This is a genomic window from Rhodococcus sp. MTM3W5.2, from assembly GCF_001984015.1.
Lineage (GTDB): Bacteria > Actinomycetota > Actinomycetes > Mycobacteriales > Mycobacteriaceae > Rhodococcus_G > Rhodococcus_G oryzae.
The window spans coordinates 2467592-2483702 of record NZ_CP019572.1 but is presented as its reverse complement, the minus strand read 5'-3'; the positions used below and the strand labels follow the sequence as shown (position 1 = coordinate 2483702).

The window sequence follows — 16111 nt, the reverse complement described above, 5'->3', positions numbered from 1 at the left end:
CAGTTGGGGCGCAGCTTCGGCCGGCTGTGGTCGGCCTACGCCGTCAGCACCTACGGCACGTGGATCGCCTTCGGAGCATTCCCCTCATCGCGGTGCAGGTGCTGCACTCACCGGCATTCGCCGTCTCGCTCCTCGAAGCGGCCGGCCTCACCGTCGCGGCGATCGTCGCGGTCCCGCTCGGGCCGTGGGTCGAGCACCGGGCCAAACGGCCCGTGATGATCGCCTCGGACCTGGCCCGGTTCCTCGCGATGGCGAGCGTTCCGATCGCATACTTCCTCGGTTCACTGACCTACGGCCAACTGCTGGTCGTCTCGGTCATCTCAGGAACCTCGAGCATCATCTTCACCGCCGCCTCCGGCGCGTACCTGAAACACCTCGTCCGCAGCGAGCATCTCCTCGTCGCGAACGGAAGATTCGAAGGCACGAGCTGGGTGGCGACCGCGGCGGGGCCGCCCCTCGGCGGAGCGCTCGTCGGGTTGCTCGGCCCGGTCGTCACCGTCGCCGCCGACGCGCTCAGCTTCCTGCTGTCCGCCCTCGGGGTCCTCCGCATCCGTGGCAGCGACATCGCAGTGCCCCGCGCCGCGACCGCCAGGTTGCGCGCCACCGACCTTCTCGGCGGCTGGCGATTCATCCTGCACGACCGCGTCCTATGGCGCCTGTTCCTCAACTCGATCCTGGTGAGCGGCCTGATCATGGCCACCCTCCCGCTCCTGGCCGTCCTGCTGCTGGGCGAATACCGTTTCCCCGCCTGGCAATACGGTCTCGCCTTCGGCATCCCGGCACTCGGCGGCTTCGTGGGTGCCCGCCTTTCCGCGCGCCTCGTCGCCTGCCACGGCCGCTACCGGGTCATGATCGTCTCCGGCTGGCCGCGCTCGATCTTCCCGCTCGGCCTCGCCTTGACCCAACCGGGCATCGCCGGGCTCCTCACGGTGATCGTCGTCGAGGGCCTGCTGATCACCAGCATGGGGATCTTCAACCCCATCAACGCGACAGAACGCCTGCAGCGCACGCCCGCCGATCACGCCGCTCGAGTCCTCACCGCATGGAGTGTCAGCAGCAAGCTCGTCCAGGCCACCCTCATGGTGATCTGGGGCATCCTCGCCACAGTCACCAGCCCGCTCGCCGCGATCACCATGTCCGGCGTTCTCCTTCTCGCCACCCCTCTCCTGCTACCCACACGGAAGGACATGCCCGAACCCGCGGTCGCCGAGTCGGCCGAGGACGTCCGGGCAACATGACTCGGTTCAGCGCGGCCGGATCGTGGGCGGGTCGTAGGCGCGGATCGGTGGCAGCTCGCCGTCGAACCGCTCGACCTGCACGAGGACGTGCTGACCGGTGCAGCCGCGCGCCAGGCTCGAGGTGCCGACGTCGGCGGTGAGGACGTTCGGATTGCCGTGCACGCACATCGAATCCGGGTCTGCGGGGTCCAACGGGTCGAACCAGGCGCCCGTAGAGAGTTGGACGACGCGGACCCGCACGCCCTCGTCGAGCACCGCCCCGGCCAGGCAGGCTCCCCGGTCGTTGAACACCCGGACCACGTCTCCGTCCGCGATACCGCGGACCGCCGCGTCGTCGGGGTGCAGCCGGATCGGTTCGCGCCCCTGCACTTTCGAGTTCTGACTGGTGGCGCCGTGGTCGAGTTGGCTGTGCAGCCGGGTCTTCGGCTGATTCGCGATCAGGTGCAGCGGGAACGCCTCGGCCCGCCGCCCACCGAGCCACTCCTCCGGCTCGTACCAGGTCGGGTGTCCGGCGCAGTCCTCGTAGCCGAAGCCGTCGATGTCTGCCGAGAAGATCTCGATCTTGCCGCTCGGGGTGCGCAGTGCGTTGGCCTCGGGATCGGCCCGGAACTCCTCGAAGAGCGTCAGCTCCTCCTCGGTGCGCATCCGGACGTGCCCGCGCCGCCAGAACTCGTCGAACTCCGGCGCCTCGCCTCCGTCCGCCAGGACGTACCCTCGCCACTGGCCGTAGAGGTGCTCGATCCATTCTCCCGCGGTGCGGCTCTCGGTGAACCTCTCCCCGAACCCGAGCCGGCGCGCGAGCGCGGCAAAGGTGTCGTAGTCGTCGCGGGCGTCGGCGAATCGCGGTGTGGCGGCGTGCATCGCGACCATCAGCGGATCGTTGCGCGTGCAGGACAGGTCCTCGCGTTCGAGGGACGTCGTGGACGGAACGACGATGTCGGCGTGCTTGGCCATCTGCGTCCAGTACGGGTCGTGCACGACGATCGTGTCGGGCCTGGCCAGCGCGCGGCGCAGCCGGCCGAGGTCCTGGTGGTGATGGAAGGGGTTGCCCCCGGCCCAGTACACGAGCCGGATGTCGGGAAAGGTGCGACGCTGACCGTCGAAGTCGTACTCCTGCCCCGGATTCAGCAACAGGTCCGAGATCGCTGCCACCGGGATGGAGTCCGACACCGGGTTGGTCCCCTGGAACAGGGTCGGCAACGGGTACGGCACCGGCGCAAGACCCGGCTCGTTCATCGAGCCGTACCCGTGCCCGAAACCGCCTCCCGGCAAGCCGATCTGGCCGAGCATGGCGGCCAGGGTAATGCCCGCCCACGGCGCCTGCTCGCCGTGTCGCACCCGTTGCAGCGACCAGGTGACCGAGATCAGGGTGCGCCCCTCGGCCATTCGGCGGGCCAGGCCCGCGATGGCGTCGGCGGGCAGGCCCGACAACGCTGCCGCCCACTCGGGCGTCTTCGCGACGCCGTCCGCCCTGCCCAGCAGGTACTTCTCGAACAACTCATAGCCGGTGCAGTAGCGGTCAAGGAACTCCCGGTCCGCGAGTCCCTCGTCGGCGAGCACGTAGGCGCAGGCGAGCATGATGGCCACGTCGGTTCCCGGATGCGGTGCGAGCCACTCCGCCTCACCGTGCAGGTCGTCGCGCAACGGGCTGATGGACACGATCCGGCCGCCGCGCGCCCGCAGGGCGTCGAGCGCGCCGCGGGTCGGGTGATGACTTGTGCCGCCGTCGTTGACGGCGGTGTTCTTGAGCGGCACTCCCCCGAAGCACACCATCAGGTCGGTCTCGCGGGCGATGACGTCCCAGTTCGTGGAGCGGGCGAACATCTTCCAGTGCGTCCCGACCACGCGCGGCATGATCACCCCGGTCGCGCCGAGCGAGTAGCTGTGCTCGGAGCGGGTGTAGCCGCCGAGCATCTTGAGGAATCGGTGGACCTGGCTCTGCGCGTGGTGGAACCGGCCGGGCGAGGACCAGCCGTAGGAGCCGCCGAAGATCGCGCGGTTGCCGTGCGTGTCCACGACGCGACGCAGCTCACCGGCGAGCAGGTCGGCCAGTTCGTCCCAGGACACCGCGACGAACTCGTCGGATCCCCGCCCCTCGGACGGCCCCGGTCCCCGCTCGAGCCAGCCGCGCCGGACGGCCGGTCCCGCCACCCGCGAGCGATGCCGGACCGAGCCAACCGCGTTGGCCAGGATCGGTGAGGGATCGCCGTCGCCGGGATACGGGTGCACCGCGGTGACCTCGGCGCCGTCGGATTCCGCCTCGAACATGCCCCAATGCGCCATGTGCTGGCGGCGCGCGGTTCCCGAACTCATGGCGGCCAGTCTGCCACCAGCGCAGGCACCGCCCCGAAGCCCCTCGAACGCCCGGTTTTGGGTGTATGCCTGATTCATGGGTCGCGGCGACGGACCGGCTCCACACGTCCTGGAACTTCGCATTCACGGGGTGAGCAACACCCCGCCGCATGACATGCTCGACGTGCAGGCGGACCAGGTGCACCGGGTGATCGGCGACCAGCTCGCCGGTTTCTGGACCGTCGACGCTGACGCCGCGGCCGAGTTCGGCCCCGAGCAACGCGGGTACACGCCGCCGGGGATCCGGCGCGAGGCGTACTCGTGGGGCGCGCTGGCGCGCACGACTCCGGGCGGCACGGCACCCCTCGGTCAGGCGGTGCTGGCCGTGGTGATCAGGGCGGCCTGGTGCCTGGTGCTGCCGTACGGGCTGACGAACCTGGCGTACTGGGCGCGCAATCTCTGCACCACCCCGGCGCAGGTGCGCCGGACCGCCACCCTGGTCCGGCTGTTCGGGCTCGGCCTCACGCTGCTGTTCGTCAGTACCGTGGTGACGGTCTCCTCGGACCTGATCGCGCTGCAGTATCTCGAGCACGGGTACGGGAACCTGCCCTCGCAGTTCGGAACCGTGGCGAATCTGCCCCCGCAACGGCGACTGGCGGTGTTCTTGCTGGTGCCCGCCGCCGCGCTGGCGGTGCTGTGGTTTGTCTCGTCGCGGTCGCGCACCCGCTACGACGTGGACGGCTCGCTGCAGACCGCGGCGTCCGCGGATGCGACACCGGTTCTGCGGCGGCACGGGTTCTGGAACAACCGCGGCCATGCCACCGAGACGGCGATGATCCACGTCGCGGCGGGTGTGGCGGGCACCGCGGCGATGGCCGCGCTGTTCGCCCCGCCCCGCGACGAGCGGTTCGGCTGGGCCTTCTCGGCGATCGCGATCGTCGCGGTGCTGGCGATGGTCGCGGGCGCGGTGCGGCTGGTGCTCACGAGCGAGCGCGGTGTGGACGTGCCGGTCCCCCGCGCGGAGGAGGGCGTGCCCGCGGCGACCTGGGTTGTGGTCGCGGTCAGCGCGGCGGCCTTCGTGGCGCAGTCGGTGTTGCTCGCCTTCGGGCCCCACGACACGGATACTCCGGGCGGGGACGCGCCGCGGCTGGACGGCCTGATCGCGGTTCCCGGCGTCCTCGTCCTCCTGTTGCTGGCGCTGGCGCTGGCCGGACTCTCGATCCGGCGGATGTCCCCGTGGTGGGCGGTCGCGCTGGCGACGGCGCTCGGCATGGCGGCGGTCGCGTACCTCTGCGGGCAGCGGGGCCCGTCGGTGGTCGCGGGCGCGGCCGTCTTCCTCGTGCTGCTCGCACTCGCGTTGCCCGGCAGCGAATTCCAGGCCTGGTCGGGCCGGGCCGTCGGAGTCTTCCTGCTGTTGGCTCTCGGCGGCGCCATGCTGCTGTCGAACCTCGTGGTGGTCGGCGTCGGCAACTGGCTCAACGGCTCCGGCGGGGCCGCGGAGTTGGTGTCGGACGAACTCGCGGGTCGCCAGACCGAGATCCGCATCCCGCCGATCTTCGGCTGGTTCGGCGTCGGCCTGGTCGCGGCCGCCGCCGTGCTGGTGGTCGTGCTCGTGGTGGCGGGGTGCTGCGCCGTTCAGTGGGCCGCATTCGTCCGGACCCGCAGCGCAGGTGCCACGCCATCCCCGGCGACCGCGGACGCGATCGCGCTCGTGGACCCGGACACCGTCCCCGCCGAGCGGCTCGCCAACGCCGCCCATCGCGCCGAACCGGCGATCGGCGTGCTCGCCGCGCTCGCCCTCCTCACGCTGCTCCCCTGCGTGATCCTGCCGCTGCGGCCCTGGGAGCACGACAAGGAGCCCCCGCCTCTGCCCGACCTCACCGCATGGGGCGCGCTGCTCGCCGCGGCGCTCGCGGCGGCGCTGGTGGGCGCCCTGGCCCTGCGGCCCAGCGGCGGCAGGCCGCTCGGCATCGTCTGGGACCTGCTGGGTGTGGTCCCGCGGGCCGCGCACCCGTTCGGCCCTCCGAGCTACTCGGAGCGGGCGGTGCCGGAACTCGTCGCGCGGTGCGACGCCTGGCTCCGCGCGGACGAGCAGAACCGGGTGGTGCTCTCGGCCCATTCGATGGGGTCCGTGCTGGCCGTCGCGGCCGTCCTCGACCCACGGTCCGAGCGACTGGCCGGGCGCGGTGCCCTGCTCACCTACGGTTCCCAACTGCGTGCCTACTTCGGCCGCATCTTCCCGGAACTGTTCGGACCCGACGCCATCGCGAACGCACCCGCATCGAGTGCGCGCGCGCTCGCGCCCGACGAGTTCCTGGGCGACGACGCCGGCCCGGCGCCACAGCCCCGCGCGGAGACGCTGGCCGGTCTGCTCCGCGGAACACCAGGGCGCCCGCGGTGGATCAACCTGTGGCGCGAGACCGACCACCTTGGCTTCCCGGCGTACTCACGACTCCCGAACCGGGTGGACGTGCGGGCCGACGAGGTCGACAGGTCCGAGTACCTGCCGACCGTCGCCGGCCACAGCGGCTACGTCCGCACCCCGCAGTACCGGGACGCGCTCGTGGAGTTGCGGCGGTTGATCGGGGCGTGAGCCCGTCAGGGCAGGGACGCGATGAGCTTCTCGACGTCCACCCGGGGACCGGTGAAGAACGGGACCTCTTCGCGCACGTGCATCCGCGCCTCGGTGGCACGCAGGTCACGCATCAGGTCGACGATCCGGTCGAGCTCGGGCGCCTCGAACGCGAGGATCCACTCGTAGTCGCCGAGTGCGAAGGCGGGGATGGTGTTCGCGCGCACGTCCGGGTAACCGCGACCCGCCTTGCCGTGGTCGGCGAGCATCTTGCGGCGCTCGTCGTCCGGGAGCAGGTACCACTCGTAGGACCGCACGAACGGGTACACGCAGATGTAGGCGCCCGGCTCCTCGCCCGCGACGAAGGCCGGCAGGTGGCTCTTGTTGAACTCCGCGGGACGGTGCAGCGCGACGTTGCTCCACACCGGGTCGCTCGCGCGACCGAGGATGGTGGTGCGCCGGAAGTCGGCGTAGAGCTTCTGCAGATCCTCCAACTTCTCCGCGTGGGTCCAGATCAGGAAGTCCGCGTCGGCGCGCATCCCGGCGATGTCGTAGACGCCGCGGACGGTCGCGTCGGTGTCCTCGAAGGAATCGAAGAACGCCTTCGCGTCGTCGATCGCCTTGGTGCGGTCCTCTTCGAGGACACCCGGCTGCACCTGGAACACCGAGAACATCGCGTAGCGGAGCGTGGAGTTGAGCTTGTCGTAATCGAGGCGTGCCATGGCTCTATCGTGCCATCTGCTCCGCGACCGTGGTCGCCGCCGTCGTCGCCGCCGCCACGCATGCGGGCACACCGACACCGTGCAGCAGCGCCCCCGCGACGGCGAGCCCTGGCAGCGCGCCGATCGCCTCCTCGATGACCTGCACGCGGTCGAGGTGGCCCGGCCCGTACTGGGGCAGCCCACCGTGCCAGCGCTGCACGACCGCGTCGACCGGATCGACCCGAAGGCCGGTCACCGTCTCGAGGTCCGCGCGCGCGGCCGCGACGAGTTCGGCATCGGGGGCGTCGACGATGTCCGCGTCCCCGAACCGCCCGAACGAGGCCCGCACCAGCGCCCCGCCGCGCTCGGCCAGGTGCGGCCATTTGCGGCTGGACAGCGTGAATGCCTTGGCGCGCACGGCTTCCCCGGTGGCGACGAGGATGCCGGAGTTCTGCGGCAGCGGCGTCCCATCGGGCAGCGCGAGCGCGACGACGACCGACGAGGCCAGCGGGATCCGGGCGGCGGCCGCACTCGCGGCCGGCGCGACCTCGGACAGCAGCGCGGCCAGCGACGGCGCGGGCACGGCAAGGACCACGCCGTCGACCCGGCCGAGCGGATCGATCCACCAGCCTTTCCCGTCGGGTGAGCGGGACAGGCCCGACGCGTCGGCACGCAGCACCGTCGCGGCCGCCCGTTCCGTCAACGCGTCGAGCAGCACGCCGTAGCCGTCACGAAGCCCGCCGAACACCGGGCCTGGGCTCGGCTCCGGCAGGGCCTGCGCGACCGCCGCGGACAGGCTGGAGGCGCCGCGGTCCAGCGCCGCGGCCAGGGTCGGCAGCGCGGCGCGCACACCGATCGAGTCCGACAGTCCCGAGTAGACGCCGCCGAGCAGCGGGTCCACCGAGCGGCGCACCACCTGCTCGCCGAATCGGGAACCGACCAGGGTCGCGACGTCGGTGTCGGAGCCGGGCCGCCAGTCCAGCGGGACGCCCGGCTCGGCGGCGATCCGGGCCAGCGTCTGCTCGTCGACGAGCCCCACCATCGACTCCGGTCGTGCCGGGATGCCCATCAGGGTTCCACCCGGCAGCGGGTGCAGCGTGTCCCCGACCAGATCAGCGGGCGCACCGCGGCCGGGGCCACGATCTGGTCGGACAGGCCGAGTTCGGCGAGCAGCGCGGGCACCTCGGGCCGCCGGGCGATGAAGGCCTCCGCGCCTACGTCGACGCCGTCGCCCGCCAGCTCCACGGTCCGCAGCTTGCCGCCGACGCGCCCGGACGCCTCGACCATCGTGATGACGGCGTCGGGCCCGAGCCGTTGCCGCAGCCGATACGCGGCCACGAGGCCGGAGATGCCCCCACCGATGACGGCGACCGATGTCACAGCGAGTGCACCAGCTCCACCGCCGCGGTCAGCACGCCCGGATCGGTGTCCGGGAGCACCCCGTGGCCGAGATTGAAGATGTGTCCGATCGCACCCGCCGCGAGGGCGCGGTCCGCCTCGCCCGCGACCCGGCGGACCTCGCGTTCGACGGCGTCCCAGCCGGCGAACAACACCGCCGGGTCGAGGTTGCCCTGCAGCGCCTTGCCGGGGCCGACCCGGCGGGCGGCCTCGTCGAGCGGGATCCGCCAGTCGACGCCGACCACGTCCGCGCCCGCCTCGCCCATGGCGCCGAGCAGTTCGCCGGTGCCGACACCGAAGTGGATCCGCGGCACGCCTGCCTCGGCGACCTCCGCGAACACCCGCTCCGAATGCGGCAGCACGAACCTGCGGTACTCGGCGAGCGAGAGCGCACCCGCCCAGGAGTCGAACAGCTGCACCGCGTCGACGCCCGCATGCAGCTGCGCCTTGAGGAAGGTGATCGTGGTGTCCGCGAGCGACCCGAGCAGCGCGTGCCAGGTCTGCGGATCCGAGTGCATCAGCGCCTTGGTGCGCTCGTGGTTGCGGCTGGGACCGCCCTCGACCAGGTAGGAGGCAAGGGTGAACGGCGCCCCCGCGAACCCGATCAGCGGGGTGTCGCCCAGTTCCTTGGTGAGCAGCGAGATCGCCGCGGTGACCGCGCCGACCTCCTCGGTGCGCAGCCGCGGCAGCGCCGTGACATCGGCCGCCGAGCGGATCGGCGAGGCGACGACGGGCCCGGTGCCTGCCACGATGTCCAGGTCGATGCCCGCCGCCTTGAGCGGGACGACGATGTCGGAGAACAGGATCGCCGCGTCCACCCCGTGCCTGCGGACCGGCTGCATGGTGATCTCGCAGACCAGTTCGGGGTTGAAGCAGGATTCGAGCATCCCGATCCCGGCCCGGATCTCGCGGTACTCGGGCAACGACCGGCCTGCCTGCCGCATGAACCACACCGGTCGGTGTGCCGGTGTACGCCCGGTCGCGGCCGCCAGCAGCGGTGCCTGGGGCAGCATCCGCCGGTACGGGTACTGCGCGCCGGTGGTCATGGCCGCATTCGTGTCTTCCAGGTCGCTCATATGTCCCAACGCTCGTCGCCCGCCAAGTTTCCTTTCCCGGTCATGCTGCCAGATCCGCGACCGGGAACCCGACTCCAGCCGTGGCGGGCGGGCCCGGGCGACTCATGCGCCGATCTGGCCGGCGATCCGGTGCTCGAGCTGTGCTCGTGCACCGGCCGGTAGCACGATCAGCCCGTCGAGGTCCTTACGCGCCTTCACGTACGCGCTCTGCCGCTCCTCCGGCGTGGCCCCCTCATCCATGGCCAGCCGCAGCAGCCGCTGGGCACGCACCAGGCGCTCTTGCTCGCGAGCGGTGAATCCGCTGCGACGCCGTCGCTTCGCCTCCGCCTCGCAGACGTCGAAGGCGATCGCGTAGGCATGCACGGCGTCGCGGTACTCGACCTGCGCCTCGTGGTTGCCCACCATCGTTTCCGGGTCCTCCGGCCGGAGCAGGTCCGCGCGCCGCTTTGCCTTGTGGAACTCGACCGTCAGCGGTTCGCGCATGTCCGTGACCATCGGGAAGTCGAGCAGCGTCACCAGGCTCATCTCGTAACCGAACCAGCGCGCGTCGGTCTGATCGTGCTCATCGACGATCTTGGCGATCTCGCGTCGCTGGGTCCGCTCGTCGGTGTGGATCTGCGCCTTGGCGCGAGCAATCTCGATCTTCGTCTGCTGCTTCAGCCGGTAGCGCTCCAGTCGCCGCTCGGCGCGGCGCCGGTTGGCCGCGCCGACTGCTTTCACGGCCCCGCCGATACTGCCGCCGAAGACGAACAGCAGCCACCAGGAGTGCGAGAGAAACCCGAGCAGCTGGTCCACCTCTTCATGATGCCTCCGGCGAGAGCAACGCGCGACGCGGAGCGCCGGGAGCCGATGCCGCTAGAACCGGCGCGCCTCCACCGGCGACGATCGGGGCAGGTCTAACGTCCGCGGTGTGACCACGTCGGGATCCCCTGCCGAGCCTGCTCAGTTTCGCAGCGCGATAGCTGCGATGCAGAAGGCCGCGGTGCACCCGCAGATCGAGATCGGTCCGATCCGGCCGCCGCAGCGGTTGGCGCCGTACAGCTACGCGCTCGGCGCCGAGGTCCGGCATCCCGAGTCCGACATCGTGGCCGAACAGTCCGAGGGTGACGCCTTCGGACGGCTGATCCTGCTGTACGACCCCGAAGGCGACGAGGCCTGGAACGGCACCATGCGCCTGGTCGCCTACATCCAGGCCGACCTCGACGCCGATCTCGCCGCGGACCCGCTACTGCCGGAGGTCGCCTGGAGCTGGCTGGTCGACGCGCTCGAGACCCGCGGCGAACCCATGACCGCGCTCGGCGGCACCGTGACCGCGACCAGCTCGGTGCGGTACGGCGACATCGCGGGACCTCCGCACGCGCATCAGCTCGAGCTGCGTGCCTCCTGGACCGCGACGTCCATCGAACTCGGCCCCCACGTGGAGGCGTTCTGCGAGGTGCTGGCCTACGCCGCAGGCCTGCCTCCGGTCGGCGTCACCCAGCTCGGGAGTCCGTCGAAGGGGTGAGCTCGGCGTTCGGGCGCTCCGCGCAGGACGCCCTGCCCGCCCTGACCGACTCGAGGAACGCCGCGATCGCGCGGATCACCTGGTCGCTCCGGATCGAGTGGAAGATGTCGAAGGCGTGCTGCGCGCCGCGCAGTTCTGCATAGGCGACCGGGCTGGTCGAGACCGCCCTCAGCCTCGCCACGAACTCCCTGGCCTCTGTCACCGGCAGCAACGAGTCGTGGGTCCCGTGCACGACGAGGAACGGTGGCGCATCGGCGCGCACCTTCGCCAGCGGCGACGCGGCCAGATAGTCCTCGGGGAATCTCGCGCCCTTGCCGAGCACCATCTCGCTGATCCTGGACTCGACCCGGGCCCGCACCTGCCTGATCCCCGTCTCCGCGGCGAAGTCGTAGGCCCCGTACATCGGCACACAGGCCGACACCGAGGTGTCGATGTCCTCGAAACCCGGCTGGAGGCCGGGGTCATTGGCGGTGAGCGCGACCATCGCGGCCAGGTGCCCACCCGCCGAGCCGCCCGTGACGGCGAGGAAATCCGGGTCTCCGCCGTACTTGTCGCCGTTCGTCCGCAGCCACGCGACGGCCTGCTTGAGCGCGATGAGATGGGCCGGCCAGCTGGCGCGCGGCGAGAGCGGATAGTTCACCGCCGCGCACACCCACCCGCGGGAGGCCAGCTCCACCATCAGCGGCAGGCCCTGATGGTCCTTGCTCCCGATCACCCAACCGCCGCCGTGGATCTGCAGCAGCATCGGCGCGTCGGGCGGTAGGTCGCGGTGGTGGTAGACGTCCACGCGGAACCGGGCGCCGCCGGGCGCGTACTCGAGGTTGCTGACCCTTGCGACATCGTCGCGGCGCATCCGGAACGGCCTGCTGCTCGAGCGCCAGTCGATGGGGCTGCCTGCACCGGGATCGTCAACGCCGATCTCGCGCAGGGCGTCCGCCATCTCCTGCCCCGCGCGACGGGACGAGACCATCGCCGCCGTCAGCCCGGCCGCGGACACCGCCGCGAGCGCGAGACCCAGCCGGTCGCTGCGCGTTGACGCGCCGTGGCGGGCCAGGTGGACACCCGCGTCGAGGACCGTCGCCCCGAGTTGCTGTGGCGCCAGTTCCGACGTCAGCCAGCCGGCGAGGAAGGCGGGCACGGAGGCCCACATACCGGGGACGGGCCGCAGCGCGTTGGCCGTCAGCGCCGCGTTGACCGCCTGCCGGATCAGGAAACCCCGTGTCATGTGACCTCTTTCACCCCTGTGCCCGGAGTGGGCTTTTCCGTTCACCCGATTCAATAGTAGAAGCGCCTCTAAAGTTGGGACATGGAGAGACTGAGCGGTCTGGATTCAACGTTCCTCTATCTCGAGACGCCCACCCAGCTCCTGCATGTCTGCGGGCTGATCGTCCTCGACGTCTCGACGATCCCGGGCGGGTACGACTTCGATTCCTTCAAGGCGGAGCTCACCGCCCGAGCGCAGGGCATGCCCGTCTTCCGCAGGAAGCTGCACGACTCCGTGCTGAACCTCGACCATCCGGTCTGGGTCGACGACCCCGAGTTCGACATCGACCGGCACGTGCACCGGATCGCGGTACCCGGCCCCGGCGGCCGCAAGGAGCTCGCCGACTTGTGCGGCCACATCGCGGGCCAGCAGATGGACCGCACCATCCCCCTGTGGGAGATGTGGGTGATCGAGGGGTCCGAGGACGGCACCGTCGCCATCATGTCCAAGATGCATCACGCGAACGTGGACGGCGTGACCGGGGCGAGCATGATGGCGCAGCTGTGCGGGCTGACCCCCGACGCGCCGCGACCGGAGGTCGACCCCGACCAGCGCACGGCGGGCGACGCGGACACCCTCGACCTCGCCGTCAGCGGCCTGCTCGGTTTCGTCAGCCGCCCGCTCCAGCTGGCCCGGGCACTGCCGAGCGGGATCGCGCTGCTGCCGAAATGGATCACCCGCGCCCGGCGCGGCGAGGCGATGCCCGCGCCCTTCACCGCGCCGCGGACCTCCCTCAACGGGGCACTGACCGGCCACCGCAATATCGCCTACGCGCAGCTGGATCTCGCGAAGGTCAAGCTGGTCAAGGACGCCTTCGGCGTCAAGGTCAACGACGTGGTGCTGGCGATGGTCGGCGGCGCGCTGCGCCGCTACCTCTCCGACCGCGACGAGCTGCCCGACACCTCACTGGTCGCGATGGTCCCGGTCTCGGTGCACGAGACCTCCGATCGGCCTGGGACCAACCAGATCTCGGGGATGTTCACCCAGCTCGGTACCCAGATCGGCGACCCCGTCACCCGGCTCACCGAGGCCAACGCGCACAACACCATGGTGAAGTCGCACAACGCCTCGCTCGGCGCCAGCCTGCTCCAGGACTGGTCCCAGTTCGCGGCGCCTGCGGCCTTCGGCCCGGCGATGCGGGTCTACTCCTCGCTCAAGCTGGCCGAGCGCCATCCCGTGGTGCACAACCTGGTGGTCTCCAACGTCCCGGGTCCGCCGGTCCCGCTGTATCTCCTCGGCGCCCGCATCGTGGCCATGTTCCCGCTCGGACCGATCTTCCACGGCGCCGGACTGAACGCCACGGTGATGTCCCTCGACGGCAGGCTGAACGTCGGCCTGATGTCCTGCCCGGAGCTCGCCCCGAGCTGTGGGACCTGGCCGACGCCTTCGGGCCCGCCCTCGACGAAATGGTCAAGGCCGCCCGCGCCAAGACCCGCAAGCGCAAGACCACGCCTGCCCGGACGTGACGCGCACCCGGCGTCTGCTGAAGCGGCCGGGTTCGCGCCGTAAGGTCATTGTTCATGTCCGACGTCAGCGACCAGGCCCCGAGCGCACCGCCGTGCCGCTCCTGACCCCCGCAGGCGGGCTCCCCGAGCTCGTCGACTCGACCCGGTTGCTGGCCGCGGCCGTTGAGCGGCTCGCCGGGGCACCGGCCCGCTCGCGGTGGACGCCGAGCGCGCATCCGGCTTCCGGTACTCGAACCGCGCCTACCTGCTGCAGTTCCGGCGGGCAGGTGCGGGCACCGTCCTGGTCGATCCCATCCCGATCGCGGGCGAACTGGCCCCGCTCGCCGAGGTGATCAACCCGCTCGAATGGGTGCTGCACTCGGCCGATCAGGATCTCCCGGGTCTCGACGAGCTCGGCATGCGGCCCGCCGCCCTCTACGACACCGAGCTCGCGGGCCGGCTTGCCGGTTACGAGCGGGTCGGCCTGGCCGCGATCGTCGAACGCAAGCTCGGCTTCGAACTGAAGAAGGGGCACGGGGCCGACGACTGGTCCAACCGCCCGCTGCCCGAAACCTGGCTGAACTACGCAGCCCTCGACGTCGAGGTGCTCCTGGAATTGCGCGACGCCGTCGCAGAGGACCTGGAGTCGCAGGGCAAGACCGACTGGGCCGCGCAGGAATTCGAGCACGTGCGGCTCGCGGGCCCGCCGAAGCCCAAGCCCGACCGCTGGCGACGCACGTCGCAGATCCACTCCCTCAAGTCGTCGCGCCAGCTGGCCGCGGTGCGCGAACTGTGGACCGCACGGGACGAGTTGGCACGCAAGCGTGACGTCGCGCCGGGGCGGGTCCTGCCCGACTCGGCGATCGTCGCGGCGGCGACCGCCGACCCGAAGAACGTCGACGCACTGCGGTCGTTGCCGGTGTTCGGCGGACCGCGTCAGCGCCGGTCCTCGGCGCTGTGGATGCAGGCACTCGAACGGGCAAGGGCCCTCTCGTCCGAGGAGCTCCCCCCTGTCACGCAGCCCTTCACCGGTCCGCCGCCGGTCAACCGCTGGTCACGCCGCAATCCCGAGGCCGCCGAACGGCTGGCGGCGGCCCGCGCGGCCATCACCGAACTCTCGGAGCGGGTGAAGGTCCCGGTGGAGAACCTGCTCACCCCCGAGCTCGTCCGGCGCCTGTGCTGGGATTTCGATCCCACCGATCACCCAGGAGACCTCACACGGGTGACCGCCGAGATCGACGAGACACTGGCTGCGGGCGGCGCCAGGCCGTGGCAGCGCGAGCTGACCGCCCCCTGCTCGCGGAGGCACTGCGCACGGCACCCACCCATGTTACTGGTGAGTAATACGCGCTAGAGTGGACGGGCCGGACGTCGTGTCCGGCCGTTCGTCCACTCCAGCCAGGAGGAATCCAGCGTGGCTGCTCCCGCATCACAGCGCAGCGTCGTCTTCGTCGACGGCATCCGTACCCCGTTCGGCAAGGCCGGACCGAAGGGCATGTACGCGGAGACCCGTGCCGACGACCTCGTCGTCAAGGCCATCCGCGAACTGCTCCGCCGCAACCCGCAGCTCGACCCCGCCCGCATCGACGAGGTCGCCATCGCCGCGACCACGCAGACCGGCGATCAGGGCCTGACCATCGGCCGCACCGCCGGAATCCTCGCCGGCCTCCCGGAGACCGTGCCCGGCTTCGCCATCGACCGCATGTGCGCGGGCGCGATGACCGCCGTCACCACCACCGCCTCCGGCATCGGCTTCGGCCAGTACGACGTCGTCATCGCCGGCGGTGTCGAGCACATGGGCCGTCACCCGATGGGCGAGGGCGCCGACCCCAACCCGCGCTTCCTGGCCGACCGCCTGGTCGATCAGAGCGCGCTGGTGATGGGCAACACCGCCGAGAACCTGCACGACCGGTTCCCGACCATCACCAAGGAGCGCACCGACGCCTACGCCGTCGCGTCGCAGACCAAGTACCAGGCGGCCAAGGAGGCCGGCTACATCACCGACACCCTGGTGCCCGTCGCCACCCGCTCGGCCGCGGGCTGGGGCCTGGCGACCGAGGACGAGCCGCCGCGCCCCGGCACCACCGTCGCGGACCTCGCCGGCCTGAAGACCCCGTTCCGTCCCGCCGGCCGGATCACCGCGGGCAACGCGGCTGGCCTGAACGACGGCGCCACCGCCGCGATCCTCGCGGGCGAGGACACCGCCATCGAGCTCGGCCTGCCGATCGGTATGCGCATGGTCGGCTTCGCCTACCAGGGCGTCGACCCGGCCGTGATGGGCTACGGACCGGTCCCGGCGACCGAGAAGCTGCTGGCCCGTACCGGATTGAAGATCGAGGACATCGGGCTCTTCGAGCTCAACGAGGCCTTCGCCGTCCAGGTCATCGCCTTCCTCGAGCACTACGGCATCGCCGACGACGACCCGCGCGTCAACCAGTGGGGCGGCGCCATCGCCTGCGGCCACCCCTCGCCTCCTCGGGAGTGCGTCTGATGACGCAGCTCTCCCGCCAGTTCGCCCAGCGTCCCGACGTCCGCTACGGCCTGACCAGCATGTGCATCGGTCTGGGCATGGGCGGAACCGTGATCTGGGAGAACCCGAACTTCGACGGAGCCAAGTAACC

Annotated in this window: 8 protein-coding genes and 4 pseudogenes; 6 read left to right on the top strand and 6 right to left on the bottom strand. The window is 71.2% G+C overall.

The annotated features are described in order from the left end of the window. The first annotated feature begins 59 nt into the window (after positions 1-59). Entirely contained in the window at positions 60-1238 is a 1179-nt protein-coding gene (locus BTZ20_RS11440; protein WP_223263728.1) for an MFS transporter, read from the top strand. A gap of 6 nt (positions 1239-1244) precedes the next feature. Here BTZ20_RS11440 and BTZ20_RS11435 read toward each other — a convergent pair whose 3' ends face one another. Next, complete coding sequence (locus BTZ20_RS11435; protein WP_077041441.1) at positions 1245-3521, bottom strand: molybdopterin-dependent oxidoreductase; 2277 nt, start codon at positions 3519-3521, stop codon at positions 1245-1247. A 160-nt stretch (positions 3522-3681) separates the two neighbouring features. Here BTZ20_RS11435 and BTZ20_RS11430 point away from each other — a divergent pair, with 160 nt between their 5' ends. Further along, a complete protein-coding gene (locus BTZ20_RS11430; RefSeq protein ID WP_145982275.1) occupies positions 3682-6123 on the top strand; it encodes a hypothetical protein in 2442 nt (813 codons plus the stop codon). Between the two features lie 5 nt (positions 6124-6128). On the opposite strand, the gene hemQ is transcribed toward BTZ20_RS11430, so the two are convergent. The 4 genes and pseudogenes from hemQ to BTZ20_RS11410 form a co-directional block, all read right to left on the bottom strand. Next, positions 6129-6824: a hydrogen peroxide-dependent heme synthase gene (gene hemQ, locus BTZ20_RS11425; RefSeq protein ID WP_077041439.1), complete on the bottom strand. Its 696-nt coding sequence runs from the start codon at positions 6822-6824 to the stop codon at positions 6129-6131. A 4-nt stretch (positions 6825-6828) separates the two neighbouring features. Next, positions 6829-8183: pseudogene (locus BTZ20_RS11420) on the bottom strand (protoporphyrinogen oxidase). Next, on the bottom strand, positions 8180-9277 hold the full coding sequence (hemE, locus tag BTZ20_RS11415) for a uroporphyrinogen decarboxylase (RefSeq protein WP_077041438.1): 1098 nt from the start codon (positions 9275-9277) through the stop codon (positions 8180-8182). The pseudogene BTZ20_RS11420 and the gene hemE overlap by 4 nt, the downstream one beginning before the upstream one ends. Positions 9278-9379: 102 nt before the next feature. Further along, positions 9380-10072, bottom strand: coding sequence for a hypothetical protein (locus BTZ20_RS11410; RefSeq protein ID WP_077041437.1), 693 nt, complete (start codon positions 10070-10072; stop codon positions 9380-9382). 115 nt (positions 10073-10187) lie between these two features. Here BTZ20_RS11410 and BTZ20_RS11405 point away from each other — a divergent pair, with 115 nt between their 5' ends. After that, on the top strand, positions 10188-10781 hold the full coding sequence (locus BTZ20_RS11405) for a DUF3000 domain-containing protein (protein ID WP_077041436.1): 594 nt from the start codon (positions 10188-10190) through the stop codon (positions 10779-10781). Here BTZ20_RS11405 and BTZ20_RS11400 read toward each other — a convergent pair. After that, the gene (locus BTZ20_RS11400; protein ID WP_077041435.1) at positions 10750-12006 is read right to left on the bottom strand and encodes an alpha/beta hydrolase; all 1257 of its coding nucleotides are present in this window, start codon (positions 12004-12006) and stop codon (positions 10750-10752) included. The two genes, BTZ20_RS11405 and BTZ20_RS11400, sit on opposite strands and share 32 nt — an antisense overlap. Positions 12007-12087: 81 nt before the next feature. Between BTZ20_RS11400 and BTZ20_RS11395 the strand changes: the two are divergent. The 3 pseudogenes from BTZ20_RS11395 to BTZ20_RS11385 all read left to right on the top strand — a co-directional run bounded on the left by BTZ20_RS11395 (position 12088) and on the right by BTZ20_RS11385 (position 16109). Then, positions 12088-13511 (top strand): annotated as a pseudogene (locus BTZ20_RS11395) (WS/DGAT/MGAT family O-acyltransferase). Between the two features lie 47 nt (positions 13512-13558). Continuing rightward, positions 13559-14834 (top strand): annotated as a pseudogene (locus BTZ20_RS11390) (HRDC domain-containing protein). A gap of 151 nt (positions 14835-14985) precedes the next feature. Next, a pseudogene (locus BTZ20_RS11385) lies at positions 14986-16109 on the top strand (thiolase family protein). Positions 16110-16111: the final 2 nt, after the last annotated feature.